This is a genomic window from Plantactinospora sp. WMMB782 (assembly GCF_049179135.1).
Taxonomy (GTDB): Bacteria; Actinomycetota; Actinomycetes; order Mycobacteriales; family Micromonosporaceae; genus Plantactinospora.
In genome coordinates this window covers 177205-191198 of the sequence record NZ_JBMHMC010000007.1, presented here as the reverse complement: position 1 = coordinate 191198, position 13994 = coordinate 177205, and the positions used below count along the sequence as shown (strand labels likewise).

Here is a 13994-nt window from a genome sequence, read left to right as displayed (position 1 = left end):
GGCGGCGAACCCTAGCAGCGCGCCGCCCGACAGGTACCGCGACTCGGCAGCGACCAGATCTCCATTGCGGACACACGGTCGTAAGGTGCTAGAGGCCAGGAATGTGAAGGTGGTGGAGCGACGTGCGGTTGGAAGAGCTGGACCGGGGCGTACGGGTGCGCGGCGTCGTCGTGGACAAGGTGGTCGCGGTCATCGCGGTGGCTTGCTTGCACCTTCGAAACGGCTGGAGAAGCAGGGCGTTGCGCCAAGAAGCGTTTGATTTCGAGGGCAACCTGGAGTGACTTCGAATGATGAGTGAATTCGATTACTACAATAGTCAGGCAAAGTTTCTCGGTGCCGCTGGTCTGCTGGTCGGAGATGAGCACAACAATCTGTTGTTGGTCAAGCCACATTACAAGGATGTATGGCACCTGCCTGGTGGCTTGTTCCAACATCCCGTCCAGTTCGCGTCGTGACAGCCGGACCGTCGCGAGATTCAGATGGTCGAGAGCCTTATTGCGAACCTGCCTCTTGTTGCGAGTCGCTATTGCCTCATAAATCGACTTTTCCGCCTGTGCCGCGAACTGCTTTCCTCTCGGTGCGAGGTCCCGGTAGCAAGAGCCGACTACACCGCTGAACTGTATAGGTGCCACGGACGAGTCTGACCGCGCTCTGGACGTACCCAGTTGCCGCCTGGTAGGGCACCCAGCCGCCAAACTGCCGGTCCCATCGCTGCAAGGCTTGGGTTGCTGCGGCAAGAGCGTTGACCTCTGACATGCCGACTCTGAACGAGTCGACCGCCCCTCCAAGGGCAAGCGCTGCGAGGGTTGATCCACTTAGGAGTGCGTCACGGCGCCGCACAGGGTTACCTCCTGGCTCCGAGCCTGCCTCGACGGCTACCAGGCCCAAGCCAAGCACGGAGAGCGCGGAGGGCGCCATCTCCGCGAACAGCTCCCGTTCGGGGACCTCATAAACGAGCGACCAAAGCGAACGGTAGAGGTCGCTGGGCTCGTGATCTCCGCGCTCCCATCCCTTCACCATCCGAAGCAGGCTGTCGCGCGATGGAACCGCCAAGCCGAACTCCCTTGCCTTCTCCGCCAAGGCGGTCGCTGCCCGAAATTGAGACCAGCGAGGCGACTTGCGGGAACGTTCGGTCCGAAGTCGTTCCGCCCATGCCGGCCGCTCGCTCATCTCGACCTCCGTCATGGGGACACAGTGTCCCTGTGCTGTCACCGCATGTCATCTTCGCTGTGCAGCGTATTGGCTGAAGGCTGCATTTATGGCCCGGGGCGGGTGCTGGGCCGCCGGTCGTCGCCTTCCCCCTTACGTGACGAACGACCCCGCCCGCCTCGGTGCCACTGGCAGAGCAGCCGATCGAGGGAGAGATGTGGTGGATGGTTTGCCGACCGCCGCGCAGTCACCGGAGTCGGAAGAGCCGGAGCCGGACTCGGAGGAGTGGGAGATCCCGCTTCCCGTCTGGATCGGTGAGGAGCACGTGCGGTTCGCTGTTCGCGCGCTCGTCCTGCACGTGTCCGACGACGAGCCGACGGGACCGCGTTGTCTCTGGGACGAGCACCCACACCCGTGCCGGCTCGCCAGGTGGGGACGCCGGGTGCTGGCGACTCGTGGGCTCTCCGACGAGGCCATCGATGTCGTGGTGCGGCGGGCCGACCCCTACATCGACCTGACCACCCTCGCGGACGAGGGGTCACACCAATGACCGACTCCGGCGGGCGAGTGCGGCGCACGCCCGCCAAGGCTCGGCCGAGCGGCACGCTCTATGGCGGCGGCCTGCACTTCCCGCCGATCCCAGGCCGGATAAGAACAGCGACCTTCCCGCTCACGCCGCTCGGCCGGCGCGGGTACCGGCCGTCGGAAGTGCGCCGATTCCTCACCACGCTGGCGGAGACCCTGACCGCGCTCCAGGACGAGTTGGCAATGGTCCGCACCGAGAACGAACGCCTCAAGGTGCACCTTCGGCAGTGGCAGAGCCGGAACTCGCCCGGCCGCCATCGGGCGGAGCGGCGATGAACGGCGGTGGCCGGGTGGCTGACGTGTCCGGTCGCCATGTCATCCACCTGCCGGTTGTCGTACCCGACATCGAGGCTGCCGCAGACGTGGCCGCCCGCTTGGCCGACTCGCTGGCCTTCCTCGGGCTGGTCGACGCCGGTGAGATCACCGTCTCGGCCGAGGACGCCCAGGACGTACGCCATCGGGTCTTCTGCGATCGGTTGCTGCCGGCGGGTGACCGATGCGGCGCGCGGGAAGGTCACTTCGGCGCCTGCCTCCGAAACACCGATCCGTGAGTCACCGTGACCCGGGTGGATTCCGTCTTGCTCGCGTAGCCGCGCCGCTGCCGGCGAAGGCGATATCTGCTGTTGCCGGTCAACCGACGGACCACACGACGGTGGACGGGCGTTGCCCGGTCCGGATGTAGGCGGCGACGGCCGCACAGGCCAGGTCGATCGAGACCCGGGCCAGTGTGCCGGGGATGGTGACCGGCGGATGATCGGACGATTCGGGAACCACGGCATCCGGCTGGGCACCAACGGTTCAACGGGTTCGGGCCGACGCGAGACCGCCGTCGCGGTGTCCGGTGGTCCCGGTTGTCCCGTGGCCGGGTGGGACGGTACGCCTTCCCGTGATCAGTCCAGACTGACATCAGCCCGATGTCACGCGTGGCGGCGGCCCAGTCAGTCCGTCGCACAGAACGGCGGGTTGCCGCTGGTGATCCCCAGGTCCTCGCAGTAGAAGCCGCTGCCCTGGCTGTGGTATCGCCAGCCCGTGCCGGTCCGGTACTGGAACAGGTAGACGCCGTCGCCGACGGTCGGACCCTCCGGTTCGGCCGTCGCCCAGTTCCGCCAGCAGCTCACGCGCGATGGTACGAAACGCCAGTCCTTTGGCAGGTCGGCGAGCTTCTCCAGGGTCTTCGCGGAGGGGCAGTCCGGATATCGGGGTCGATGACTGCTCCGGACGGACGAGTGCGGCGACGAGGGTGTGGAGGAGTGCGGCGACGACGGTGTGGAGGAGTGCGGCGACGACGGTGTGCCGCTCGGCGCCACGGAGGTCGGGGCGACGCTGGGTGACGGCGTCCGGGTCGCCACCGTGGCCGGCGGACTCGGCCGGTCCGCGGTGGTGAGCGCGACCGCGGCACCGACGGCGAACACCGCCGCCATGGCGGCAGCGGCCGAGGCTACCCGAGCGCGTCGTTGCACCTGCCGGGACCTGCGCAGGGCCCGCTCGTACATGTCGGTGTCGCCGCCGTGCTCGGCCAGATCGGACATGGCCTGACGCAGCGGCCCGAGGTTGTCGGTCATCACGCGTCCTCCATCACGGCCGACAGCAGCTCGGGCGCCATCTTCCGGATCCGGGCCAGCGCCTTGCTGGTCTGGCTCTTGATCGTGCCGACCGAGCAGTGCAGCAGGTCCGCGGCCTCGGCCTCGCTGCGATCCTCGAAGAACCGCAGCACCAGCACGGCACGTTGCCGCCGGGTGAGCCGGTCGAGGACCTGGTGCAGGGCGAGCTTGAGATCGGTACGGCGGGTGTGGTCACTGTCCGGCGCAACCACGTCGGCCAGTTCGCCGGGCAGCGACTCGACCATCCTGCGGCGTCGCCACCAGCTCACATGCTGGTGGTACATGGCGGTACGGGTGTATGCCTCGAAGTGCCCGGGGTCGTCCAGCCGGTGCCGGCCGCGATGGGTACGGGCGAGCGCATCCTGCACCAGGTCCTCGGCGAGGTGCCGGTCACCGGTCAGCAGGAACGCCGTCCGCAGCAACGCCGGCGACCGGGTCCGGACGAACTCGCAGAAGAGATCGTCTATGGAGTTGGACATCCTCGGCTCCTGCTCCCCGTGCGCCGAATTTCGCTCAGGCGGCGGCGACGTCGACACGTCCGCCCGCCCGCGTCCTGGAGGGTAGGCGGTGGGGGCCATCGCACCAGCCCTCGGTAGCCGGGATCAGGGGTACTGGCAGAACGGAGCAGCCTCCCTGATGCCGAGTTCCTTGCAGTGGTATCCGCTGCCCTGGCTGTGGTAACGCCATCCCGTGCCGGCCCGGTACCGGAACAGGTAGATGCCGTCACCGACGTCCGGACCCTCCGGGGCGGCCGTCGCCCACTCCTTCCAGCACTCCACGCTCGCCGGAACGAAGCGCCAGCCCTTCGGCAGGTCGGCCAGCTCTTCGAGGGCCTCGGCCGAGGGGCACGTCCCGGCCCCGGTTCCGGGCTGCTGTGCCGGCGACCCGGTGCCGGCAGGCGGCGCCGAGGCGGAAGTGCTGTCGGCCGGCGCGGTCAGGGTGGGAGCCGGCGTGGCCGAGCGGGAAGCCATCGAGGGCGGCGTAGCCGAGATCGGCGTGGGGGTCGGCGTCGAACCGCAGGCGGTGAGCCCGAGAACGAGGGCGGCGACGGGCAGCGGCAGGCCGTGACGTGCGGACACGCAGATCCTCCGGATGGTGTGGGTGCTTGCCTACACCTGGGTACAAGCGATCCGGGGTCCGCGGGTTGCCGCCGGCCGAAACTATCCTCGAATTTCCGCGCGCTGCGGTCCGCGCCTCGCCGCGCCCGTCCTGCCACCGGTATCCCTACGGTGGTCGATCGCACGAGCGACCCCAGGACGGGCGATTCCACCCGCTGCCTGGGGCCGCTCGTGCGATCGGCGCTCAGTCGTCGTCGCCGTCGTCGTCCTTGTCGTCGTCGTCCTTGTCGTCGTGGTCGTCGTCGTCCTTGTCGTCGTCGTCCTGCTCGCGGTCGGTCTTGACGATCTCGCCGGTGGCCGCGTCCACGTCCACCTCGATCTCCCAGCCGTCCTTGACGACCTCGACGCTCCACACGTCACGGCCGTGCTCCTGCTCGCGCTCGACCTCGTCGAGCTGCCCGCCACCGGCGCTGGCCAGCGCGATCTCGACCGCTCGGGCCGAGTCGACCGCACCGGCCGGTGCCGAACCGCTCGGTGCGGGCGTTCCGGTCGGCGCGCCCGACGGCGTTCCGCCGGGCGTCGTCGTCGGCACTCCACCAGGGGTACCCGTCGGATCGGCGCCGGGGGTCGGTGCACCGGGGGCCGTGGTGGCGACGGCGCCGAACCCCTGCCGCTCGCCCTCGGCCGCGCTGGCCCCGATCGCGGTACCGACGACGGCTGCCGCCGCCAGCGCGCCGCTGATGCCCAGGACCAAAGTCTTACGCCGCATCGCAGTTCCTCCATCGTTGCGAACACCCGGTTGGCGGGGTTCTCGGCACCGAGGTTCGCGCGGATCGGGATAGCGGCGCGCTGTGCGAACACTAAGCGAAGGTAAAGGTGTGCGGCGGAAGGCGGAGAGCGCGCCGCGGGGCCGGAAGTGCCGACCGGGCCGGCGGTTCGTCGACCGGGCCGGCGGTTCGCCGACCGGGCCGGCGGTTCGCCGACCGGGCCGGCGGGTCAGGCCGGGACCACCCCGGACGGCGTTCCGGTGGCGGCGAGCGGCGGGCCGAGTACGACCGCCACCCGTGCCCCGCCGCCGTCGGCGGCGGAGAGCTCGAACCGGCCACCGCTGTCCCGGGCCGCCCGGCGGGCGATGTCCAGGCCCAGCCCGGTCGAGCCGGCGGCGCTCGCGCCGCGCTCCAGCACACCGGCCGGGGCGGGGCCGACCAGTCCCGCCGGCAGCCCGGGGCCGCTGTCGGTGACGGTCAGCAGCGCACCGCCGCCGGGGCGGGGCGCCAGCGCGACGGCGAAGCCGGTCCCGTCCGGGGTGTGCGCGAAGACGTTGCCGAGCAGGGCGTCCAGCACCGCCGCCAGTTCGTCGGCGGGCAGCCGTACCGGCAGCGGGCGGTCGGCCAGGTCGAGTTCGACGGCCCGGCCGGTGTCCTCGGCCAGTACGGTCCAGAAGGCGACCCGCTCCCGGACCACCGCCGTGGCGTCGCAGGCCGGTTCGGTACCGGTCTCGGTGCCCCGTCGCCGGGCCTGCCGGATCAGCCCGGTCACCGCCCGTTCCACCGCGTCGACCCGCTCGGTGATCCGGGCCGCCTCCCGGGGGTCGGCCAGCGACTCGGACTCCAGCCGCAGCGAGGTCAGCGGGGTACGCAGCCGGTGTGACAGGTCGGCGAGCTGCTCGCGTTCGTCCCGGAGCAGCTCCTGGATCCGGGCGGCGAGACGGTTCAGCGCGTTCGCCACCGCCCGCAGCTCAGCCGGCCCGGACGGGGTGGCCCGGGCGGTCAGCTCGGCGCCGGCCAGCCGGTGCGAGACCGTGGACAGCTCGGTGATCGGGGCGGTGAGCGACCGGGCCAGCCGGTCGGCGACGGCGAGACCGAGCAGCAGCAGCGCCAGCCCCAGCCCGGCCAGCACCAGCCACGAACGGTAGACACCCCGGGTCAGCTCCTCGTCGGGGACGAAGGTGCGGATCACCGCCGTACCGTCCGGGCGGCCCTGCACGGCGACCAGGATCTCCCGGCCCTGATCGCGGGCGACGGTGAGGCTCTCGCCCCGGGCGGCGAGCTCGACGCCGTCGGTGCGCGGCGCGTCGTCGCCGAGTACCGTGCCGTCGGGCAGGAAGACGGTGACCGGCCGGTCGGCCGCAGCGCCGACCTGCTCGGCGGCGAGCCGCAGCCCGTCCGGGGCGGCGGTGCCGACCAGCGGGACCAGCGCCTGCACGTCGGCGGTGGCGGCCACCACCGCCCGGTCCGCGGCGACGCCGCGCAGCAGCACCGCGAGCGGGACCAGGAAGGCCAGCAGCACCAGCCCGGTGATGGACGCGACGAGCAGGGTCAGCCGCCGTCGCACGACCGCTCCGCCCCGGGTACGTCGAGCCGGACCCCCACCCCGCGCACGGTGTGCAGGTAGCGGGGCTGCTGCGCGGTCTCGCCGAGCTTGCGGCGCAGCCACGACAGGTGTACGTCCACCGTCTTGTCCGCCCCGCCGTAGGGGAGCTGCCACACCTCGGTCAGCAGTTCCCGCTTGCCGACCACCCGACCGGCCCGACCGGCCAGGTAGTGCAGCAGGTCGAACTCCCGGGGGGTCAGTTCCAGCGGCACCCCGGCCAGGGTCGCCTGCCGGGCCCCCGGGTCGACCCGCAGCTCGCCGACGGTGAGCACGGTCGGGGCGTCCGCCGGGCCGGCGCCGCGGCGCAGTACCGCCCGGATCCGCGCGTCGAGCTGGGCGGCGGTGAACGGCTTGACCACGTAGTCGTCGGCACCGGCGTCCAGCCCCCTGATGATCTCGGCCTCCTCGTCCCGGGCGGTGGCGATGATCACCGGTGTGCTGTTCACCGCCCGGAGCATCCGGAGCAGCTCCAGCCCGTCCAGGTCGGGCAGCCCGAGGTCGAGTACGACGAGGTCGGGCCGGTCGTCGAGCACCCGTTGCAGCCCGGTCATCGCGGACTGTACGGCGGCCACCGCGTGCCCGCGCTCGCGCAGCGCGTGCAGCAGCGGGGTACGGATCGCCGGGTCGTCCTCGATCAGCAGTAGGCGTGCCACACCGGCACGGTAACCGGAAACGCCGCCCGGCACCGGCGTCGGCGACGCCGTGGCAGCACAGCATCCCGGTGCCGCCCGCGCCGTCAGGTCATCGCCAGCACCGCCGCGCAGAGCGTCCCGTCGCGATCGTCGGCAGCGGGGCGGGACCGGTGCGTTAACCGTTCGTTAGGGTCTGCCGGCGTCGGTCTTAACGGGCCGGCGGGCATCATCGGGGGATGCGTCGACGTACCCTGCTCGCGGTGGCCGGCTGGCTGCTCGCCGCACTCGTGGCGACCGGCACGGGGCTGGCCGCCGTACAGGTGATCGGGGCCGGGCTGACCGGGCCGGCGGGGGAGGTGCGCAGCCCGGACGAGGTGGCTCGGGCGTTGGCAGACACTCCGCCACCGGGCGGTCCGGGCGCCGTCCCACCGGGCGGTCCGGCGCTCCCGGACGGGACCGTCGGCGCTCCGGACGGGACCACAAGCTCCTCGCCGGCGCCGTCCGGTGGCCCGGTCGGCGTTTCGCCGGCACCTTCCGGCGGCCCGCCGACCGTCGCCGACGGCTCGCGCCGGCTGGTCGTCACCCCCGGCGGCACCGTGCTGGCCGAATGCACCGGACAGCGGGTGTGGCTGGCCTCCTGGACACCGGCCCAGGGTTACCGGACCGGTGAGGTCGAGCGCGGCCCGGACGACGACGCCGAGGTGACGTTCCACGGCTCGGGCGGGCGGATCGAGGTCGAGGTCGAGTGCGCGGCCGGCCGGCCGGTGCCGACCTGGAAGTCGCACAACGGCAGCGACGACTGAGCACGGCGTGACGGCCGGGCGGTTCAGCGGTAGCGGCCGGCCCCGAGCGACCAGTCGTAACTGCCCCGGATCCAGGCCCGGCGGGCGGTGACGAACCGCAGCGTGTCCGGGTCGCCGCCGGCCAGCAGCGCGGACTCCAGTTCCAGGTACGCCCGCAGCCCGGTGTTGAACCGGCGGGCCGCGTCGTACAGTCCGGCCCGCTCCTCCCGCCCCGCCGCCCGGGCCAGTACGACGATCAGGTTGTGCCCGTCCCGCCCCTGCCGCCGCTCCTTGGCGTACGAGAAGACGTCGTTGCACCAGCAGACCAGGTCGACGGCGAGGTCGTCCAGGTGCGAGGCGGCCAGGTCGCCCCGGCAGGTGGCCTCGGCCAGCCCGCCGTACGCCAGGTCGGTCAGGGTGAAACTGGGGCGTACCCCGGCGGTGTGCCGGCGCATCTGGAGGTACTCGGCCGGCGCCGGCACCCGGTCCCGCTCCCGGTTCGCCGCCTCCCAGAGCAGGGCCAGCAGGTACTCCCGCATCTGGGCGGCGAACCGGAGCAGCAGCCGGGGCGGCCCGTGTGCGCGTACCCGTGCGCAGAGGTCGTGCAGGCCGGCGGCGGTGGGGTCGGCGACGGTGACCGAGCCCGGCGGAGCCGGCCCGCCGCACCTGTCGAGTACGCCGAGCAGTTGCCCGACGACCGGGGCGAGCCGGCCCGGATCGTCGCCGAGGCCGTCGTCGTCGCAGCGGTCGTCGAAGCTGAACAGCCAGGTGAACAGGTCTGCGAGCAGCCGGAGCTGTTCCGGTCCGGCGTCCGGGCACGCCCGGCCGGCCAGTTCGGCCGCGTTGGCCCGGTCCAACCGGCGGGCCGCGGCGGCGTTGCCGACCAGGCCGAGTTCGGCGGCCCACCGGACGGACTGCGGTGCCACCTGTTCCACGTGTGCGCTGACCCGTTCCGGGAACGGCGGCCGGGTCAGCCACTCCAGGGCGAAGGCACGCATCGGCATGTCCGCCCGCCCGGCGAGGTCAGATCCCGAGTTTCGCGGACCGCAACCGCTCGGTGAGGGCGGCCGGGCCGACCAGTTGCACCCGGGCGACGCGCTGCCGGCCGAAGAGGAACATGATCAGTTCGCCGGGCGACCCGACCATCCGGAGCTGCTCGCCGCCGGCTCCGGCGGTGGTCTCGCCGTGCTCGGGCGCCTGGATCAGCAGTGCCGCCGGGAACCGGCGCAGCGCGAGCCGGGCCATCGCCGGGACGCGCTTGAAGAGTGCCGCCTGCTGCCCGGCGGGCAGCTGTCGGGGCTGCCAGTCGGGCCGCCCCCGCCGGAGGTCCTCGTGGTGCACGAAGTACTCGAGCAGGTTGGTCAGCTCGTTGATCGGCGGCAGCGCCAGCGGGCTCCACCGGGGCGGGCGCCGGACCTGGTCGACCAGGTCCGGGTAGGGTCTGGCCGCCACCGCCGACTGGACCCGTTCCCCGTGCCGGCGCAGCGGCGGGAGGAGCAGGCCGGCGGCCGCGTCCGGGCGGCGCTCCCGGACCACCAGGTGGGCGGCGAGGTCCCGGGCGGCCCACTCCGGGATGATCGTCGGCGCGTCCGGCCCGACCGCCAGGAGGAGATCGGCCAGCGACTGTCGCTCCGTGTCCGCGTAGCGGGGCATGTCTTGATCGTAATCCTGATCCGGCCGGCGTGGCGTGGCGCGGCGGCGTCGCGCCCCGGCCCGGCGGGTGGCCGACACCCGGGAACAGGCTGTGACAGCAGACACAATCAGGGCCGACTCGGTATCACCGGAGCCAATCGGTTCGTCATCACCCCGTCTGATCAGTAAGGATGATCTGGACGCAGGAGGCTTACGGCGGGGGACAGCGTGGCGGGCAAGACAAGCCGGGACATACTTCTCCGGGGGCTCAGGGTCCTCGGCTACGCGGTCCGGGACGAGCCACGGATCTTCGCGGTCGCGGTCGGTGGCAGCGTCCTGTACAGCTTGTTGATCATCGCCAGCGCGTACGTGGTCGGCGCCGTCGTCGGCGAGGTGGTGGTGCCGTCGCTGGAGAGCGGCCGGGCCGACCTGTCCGCGGTGCTGCTCGCCGCCGCCGCGCTGCTCGCGGTAAGCCTCGGCCGGGTACTCGGGATGTTCGGTCGCCGGCTCGGTGCCGGCTTCATGCAGTACCGGTTGCAGGCCAGCTACCGGCGCCGGATCACCCGCCGCTACCTCGAACTTCCGCTCTCCTGGCACCACCGGCACGCCACCGGAACCCTGCTGTCCAACGCCAACTCCGACGTCGAGGCGGCCTGGTTCCCGATCGCGCCGCTGCCGTTCGCGGTCGGCACCCTGGTGATGCTGGTCGCGGCGATGGGCTCGCTCTTCGTCACCGACTGGGTGCTGGCGCTGGTCGGCGTGGCGATCTTTCCCGGGCTGTTCGCCCTGAACGTCGTCTACTCCCGACGGATGGCCCCCCGGCAGGCCCGGGCGCAGCAGATGCGCGCGGAGGTCAGCGCCATCGCGCACGAGAGCTTCGACGGGGCGCTGGTGGTCAAGACCATGGGCCAGGAGGCCCGGGAGACGGACCGGTTCGCCGCCCAGGCCCGCGAGCTGCGGGACGCGCTGATCTCGGTCGGCCGGCTCCGGGGCGTCTTCGACCCGATGCTGGAGACCCTGCCCAGCCTCGGCACCCTGGCCGTGCTGCTGGTCGGGGCGGTCCGGCTGGGCCAGGGCGCGGTCAGCATCACCGAACTGGTGAGCGTGGCGTTCCTCTTCACCGTGCTGGCGTTCCCGGTCCGGGCGATCGGCTGGGTGCTGGCCGAGCTGCCGCGCAGCGTCGCCGGCTGGGACCGGTTGCAGGCGGTGCTCACCGCGACCGGCGAGATGCCGTACGGCGACACCACGCTGGACCGCCGGGGCGGCCGTCCGGCCACCCTCGTCTTCGACCGGGTCACCTTCGGGTACGCCCCGGCGGAGTCGCCGCCGGCCACCGCGCCCGCCGAGCCGGGCCTGGCCGTAGAGCAGCCGGAGGCGGCGGCCCGGCCCACCGACGTGGTGCCACCGACCGAACCGGCCCCCGATCCCGAATCCGCACCGGCCCGCGATGCCGAACCCGAACCGTCCTCCAGGTCGGTGCCGGTGCTGCACGACGTGTCGTTCGCCGTCCCGGCCGGCCGGACGGTGGCGCTGGTCGGACCCACCGGCTCCGGCAAGTCGACGATCGTCTCCCTGGCGGTGCGGCTGGTCGATCCGGACGCCGGCACGGTGCGGCTGGACGGGACCGACCTGCGCGCGCTGACCGCCGCCTCGCTCGCCGACAACACCGCGCTGGTCGCCCAGGTGCCGTTCGTCTTCGACGACACCATCCGGGAGAACATCACGCTGGGCCGGGACGGCATCACCGACGACGACGTCTGGGCGGCGCTGCGGCTGGCCGAGGCGGACGGTTTCGTGGCGGCGCTGCCGGAGGCGCTGGACACCCTGGTCGGCGAGCGCGGTGCGGCGCTCTCCGGCGGCCAGCGGCAGCGGCTCACCCTGGCCCGCGCGCTGGCCGGCCGGCCCCGGCTGCTGGTGCTGGACGACGCCACCAGCGCCGTCGACCCGAGGGTGGAGGCGCGGATCCTGGCGGCGCTGCGCGGCGGGCAGTCGACGCCGCTCGATCCCGATCCTGATCCTGACGTCGAGGCCGGTGCCGGTGCTGGCGCCGATGTCGACGTCGAGGCCGACGGCCCGCCCGGGCCGGGGGCGTCGATCCTGGTGGTGGCGTACCGGCGGGCGACGATCGCGCTCGCCGACGAGGTGGTCTACGTCGAGCACGGCCGGGTCGTCGGGCGGGGCACGCACGCCACGCTGCTGCGTACCACGCCCGGCTATGCCGCGCTGGTCACCGCGTACGAGCGGGCCGAGGCCGAACGGGAGCGGGACCGGGCGTACGTCGACCCGGCGACCCGGCCGAGCGAAGAGGTGGACGCGTGAGCACGACCACGGCACCGGTGCCGGAGCGGGCGGAGAGCGCCTGGGGCACCTTCCGGCGCGGCCTCGCGCTCTCCCCGGAACTGCGTACCGGACTGGCCGGCACCCTCGGGCTGGCCCTGGTCTCGATGATCGGCCGGGCCGCCGTACCGGTGGCGATCCAGCAGGGCATCGACCGGGGGCTGCGCGCGCCGGGCGGTCCCGACCTGGGGGTGGTCGGTGTGGTGGTGGCGGCCACCGCGGCGGTGCTGGTGGTGACCACCATCTGCGGGTACCTGATGATGCGCCGGCTCTTCACGGTCAGCGAGACCGCCCTGGCCGGGGTACGGGTCCGCGCCTTCCGGCACGTGCACGACCTGTCCACGCTGCACCAGCAGGCGGAGCGGCGCGGCTCGCTGGTCTCCCGGGTCACCAGCGACGTGGACCAGATCACCCAGTTCCTCCAGTGGGGCGGGGTGATCCTGCTGGTCAACCTCGGCCAGGTGGTGGTGACCACGGTCGTGATGGCGGTCTACTCCTGGCAGCTGACCCTGGTGGTCTTCGGCGCGTTCGTACCGGCCGTGCTGGTGATCCGGATCTTCCAGAAGCGGCTCGCCGCCGCGTACGGCGTGGTCCGGCAGCGGATGGGCGCGATGCTGGCGGCGATCTCCGAGAGCGTGGTGGGCGCGCCGGTGATCCGGGCGTACGGGGTCGCCGGCCGGACCGCCGCCCGGCTGGACCGGAGCATCGACGCGCAGCGCCGGGCGCAGCAGCGGGCGATCCGGACCAGCGTGATCAGCTTCTCGACCGGCGAGATCGCCGCCGGGCTGGCCCTGGCCGGGGTGGTGGTGCTCGGTGTGACGTTGGGCGTCGACGGGTCGCTCGGGATCGGCGAACTCACCGCCTTCCTCTTCCTGGTGACCCTCTTCATCCAGCCGGTGCAGATCGCCACCGAGGTGTTGAACGAGGCGCAGAACGCGGTGGCCGGCTGGCGGCGGGTGCTGGACGTCCTCGACGTGGCGCCGGACGTGGCGGACCCGGGTGAGCAGGGCGTCGACCTGCCGGCCGGGCCGATCGACATCCGGTTCGCCGGGGTGCACTACCGCTATCCGGGCGGCCCGCCGGTGCTGCTCGACGTGAACGTGGACGTCCCGGCCAAGACCCGGGTCGCGGTGGTCGGCGAGACCGGCAGCGGCAAGACCACCTTCGCGAAGCTGCTGACCCGGTTGATGGACCCGTCCGAGGGGGCGGTGCTGCTCTCCGGGGTGCCGCTGGACCGGGTCCGGTTCGGCTCGCTGCGCTCCCGGGTGGTGATGGTGCCGCAGGACGGCTTCCTCTTCGACGCGACGGTGGCGGAGAACATCCGGTTCGGCCGGCCGGAGCTCACCGACGAGGAGATCGCGGCGGCCTGCACCGAGCTGGGGCTCGGCGACTGGGTGGACGGGCTGCCGCTCGGCCTGGCGACCCCGGTGGGCGAGCGCGGTGAGGCGCTCAGCGTGGGTGAACGGCAGCTGGTCGCGCTGGCCCGGGCGTACGTCGCCGACCCGGACCTGCTGGTGCTGGACGAGGCGACCAGCGCGGTCGACCCGGCCACCGAGGTACGCCTGCAACGCACCCTCGACGCGGTGACCCGGGGCCGGACGACCGTGGCGATCGCGCACCGACTCTCCACGGCACAGGCCGCCGACGAGGTGATCGTGGTGGACCGTGGCCGGATCGTGCAGCGCGGACCACACGAGGAGCTGGTCGGCGATCCGGAGTCGGTCTACGGCCTGCTCTATGCCTCCTGGCTGGAGCAGACCCGGTAGCGGACGGGCCGTCGCCGAGGAGACCGGAAGCGGACCGGTCGCCGAGCGGGCCCGGTGGTGGACCGGTCGTCGCCGCACC

Annotated in this window: 16 protein-coding genes; 7 read left to right on the top strand and 9 right to left on the bottom strand. The window is 72.6% G+C overall.

Translation table 11 applies throughout. The features are described from left to right. Window positions 1-122 precede the first annotated feature (122 nt). The 4 genes from ACN28A_RS02695 (at window position 123) to ACN28A_RS02680 (ending at window position 2285) form a co-directional block, all read left to right on the top strand. Window positions 123-281: a hypothetical protein gene (locus ACN28A_RS02695; RefSeq protein WP_421391944.1), complete on the top strand. Its 159-nt coding sequence runs from the start codon at window positions 123-125 to the stop codon at window positions 279-281. A gap of 1088 nt (window positions 282-1369) precedes the next feature. After that, window positions 1370-1699 (top strand): hypothetical protein, encoded by a 330-nt coding sequence (locus tag ACN28A_RS02690; RefSeq protein WP_421391942.1) that lies wholly within the window; start codon window positions 1370-1372, stop codon window positions 1697-1699. Beyond that, window positions 1696-2010 (top strand): DivIVA domain-containing protein, encoded by a 315-nt coding sequence (locus ACN28A_RS02685; protein ID WP_421391941.1) that lies wholly within the window; start codon window positions 1696-1698, stop codon window positions 2008-2010. The genes ACN28A_RS02690 and ACN28A_RS02685 overlap by 4 nt, the downstream gene beginning before the upstream one ends. Window positions 2011-2033: 23 nt before the next feature. Further along, window positions 2034-2285: a hypothetical protein gene (locus tag ACN28A_RS02680; RefSeq protein ID WP_421404098.1), complete on the top strand. Its 252-nt coding sequence runs from the start codon at window positions 2034-2036 to the stop codon at window positions 2283-2285. Between the two features lie 79 nt (window positions 2286-2364). On the opposite strand, the gene ACN28A_RS02675 is transcribed toward ACN28A_RS02680, so the two are convergent. The 7 genes from ACN28A_RS02675 to ACN28A_RS02645 all read right to left on the bottom strand — a co-directional run bounded on the left by ACN28A_RS02675 (window position 2365) and on the right by ACN28A_RS02645 (window position 7419). Then, window positions 2365-2508: an Imm1 family immunity protein gene (locus ACN28A_RS02675; RefSeq protein ID WP_421391938.1), complete on the bottom strand. Its 144-nt coding sequence runs from the start codon at window positions 2506-2508 to the stop codon at window positions 2365-2367. 164 nt (window positions 2509-2672) lie between these two features. Next, window positions 2673-3296, bottom strand: coding sequence for a hypothetical protein (locus ACN28A_RS02670; RefSeq protein ID WP_421391937.1), 624 nt, complete (start codon window positions 3294-3296; stop codon window positions 2673-2675). Continuing rightward, on the bottom strand, window positions 3296-3814 hold the full coding sequence (locus ACN28A_RS02665; RefSeq protein ID WP_421391935.1) for a SigE family RNA polymerase sigma factor: 519 nt from the start codon (window positions 3812-3814) through the stop codon (window positions 3296-3298). The genes ACN28A_RS02670 and ACN28A_RS02665 overlap by 1 nt, the downstream gene beginning before the upstream one ends. Before the next feature lie 123 nt (window positions 3815-3937). Next, window positions 3938-4414, bottom strand: coding sequence for a hypothetical protein (locus ACN28A_RS02660; protein WP_421391934.1), 477 nt, complete (start codon window positions 4412-4414; stop codon window positions 3938-3940). Window positions 4415-4637: 223 nt separating this feature from the next. Beyond that, window positions 4638-5162, bottom strand: coding sequence for a PepSY domain-containing protein (locus ACN28A_RS02655; protein ID WP_421391931.1), 525 nt, complete (start codon window positions 5160-5162; stop codon window positions 4638-4640). A gap of 227 nt (window positions 5163-5389) precedes the next feature. Next, window positions 5390-6727, bottom strand: a complete 1338-nt coding sequence (locus ACN28A_RS02650; RefSeq protein WP_421391928.1) for a HAMP domain-containing sensor histidine kinase — start codon at window positions 6725-6727, stop codon at window positions 5390-5392. Continuing rightward, the gene (locus tag ACN28A_RS02645; protein WP_421391925.1) at window positions 6712-7419 is read right to left on the bottom strand and encodes a response regulator transcription factor; all 708 of its coding nucleotides are present in this window, start codon (window positions 7417-7419) and stop codon (window positions 6712-6714) included. Before ACN28A_RS02645 ends, ACN28A_RS02650 begins: the two co-directional genes overlap by 16 nt. A gap of 215 nt (window positions 7420-7634) precedes the next feature. On the opposite strand from ACN28A_RS02645, the gene ACN28A_RS02640 reads away from it, so the two are divergent. Further along, window positions 7635-8201, top strand: coding sequence for a septum formation initiator (locus tag ACN28A_RS02640; RefSeq protein ID WP_421391922.1), 567 nt, complete (start codon window positions 7635-7637; stop codon window positions 8199-8201). A 23-nt stretch (window positions 8202-8224) separates the two neighbouring features. Here the strand turns inward: ACN28A_RS02640 and ACN28A_RS02635 are convergent, their stop codons facing one another. Together ACN28A_RS02635 and ACN28A_RS02630 are read right to left on the bottom strand one after the other, a co-directional pair. Further along, window positions 8225-9178 carry a terpene synthase family protein gene (locus ACN28A_RS02635; RefSeq protein ID WP_421391920.1) on the bottom strand — a complete coding sequence of 318 codons (954 nt, stop codon included), beginning with the start codon at window positions 9176-9178 and terminating at the stop codon, window positions 8225-8227. 25 nt (window positions 9179-9203) lie between these two features. Continuing rightward, the gene (locus tag ACN28A_RS02630) at window positions 9204-9833 is read right to left on the bottom strand and encodes a TIGR03085 family metal-binding protein (protein ID WP_421391918.1); all 630 of its coding nucleotides are present in this window, start codon (window positions 9831-9833) and stop codon (window positions 9204-9206) included. Window positions 9834-10040: 207 nt separating this feature from the next. On the opposite strand from ACN28A_RS02630, the gene ACN28A_RS02625 reads away from it, so the two are divergent. Together ACN28A_RS02625 and ACN28A_RS02620 are read left to right on the top strand one after the other, a co-directional pair. Further along, complete coding sequence (locus ACN28A_RS02625; RefSeq protein WP_421391915.1) at window positions 10041-12131, top strand: ABC transporter transmembrane domain-containing protein; 2091 nt, start codon at window positions 10041-10043, stop codon at window positions 12129-12131. Further along, window positions 12128-13915, top strand: a complete 1788-nt coding sequence (locus tag ACN28A_RS02620; protein ID WP_421391914.1) for an ABC transporter ATP-binding protein — start codon at window positions 12128-12130, stop codon at window positions 13913-13915. Before ACN28A_RS02625 ends, ACN28A_RS02620 begins: the two co-directional genes overlap by 4 nt. Window positions 13916-13994: the final 79 nt, after the last annotated feature.

Bases quoted from the DNA above. Each gene is read 5' to 3' on its own strand.
- ACN28A_RS02685 (WP_421391941.1), top strand. From the start codon at position 1,696: ATGACCGACTCCGGCGGGCGAGTGCGGCGCACGCCCGCCAAGGCTCGG.
- ACN28A_RS02670 (WP_421391937.1), bottom strand. From the start codon at position 3,296: ATGACCGACAACCTCGGGCCGCTGCGTCAGGCCATGTCCGATCTGGCC.
- ACN28A_RS02665 (WP_421391935.1), bottom strand. From the start codon at position 3,814: ATGTCCAACTCCATAGACGATCTCTTCTGCGAGTTCGTCCGGACCCGG.
- ACN28A_RS02655 (WP_421391931.1), bottom strand. From the start codon at position 5,162: ATGCGGCGTAAGACTTTGGTCCTGGGCATCAGCGGCGCGCTGGCGGCG.
- ACN28A_RS02640 (WP_421391922.1), top strand. From the start codon at position 7,635: ATGCGTCGACGTACCCTGCTCGCGGTGGCCGGCTGGCTGCTCGCCGCA.
- ACN28A_RS02635 (WP_421391920.1), bottom strand. From the start codon at position 9,178: ATGCGTGCCTTCGCCCTGGAGTGGCTGACCCGGCCGCCGTTCCCGGAA.
- ACN28A_RS02630 (WP_421391918.1), bottom strand. From the start codon at position 9,833: ATGCCCCGCTACGCGGACACGGAGCGACAGTCGCTGGCCGATCTCCTC.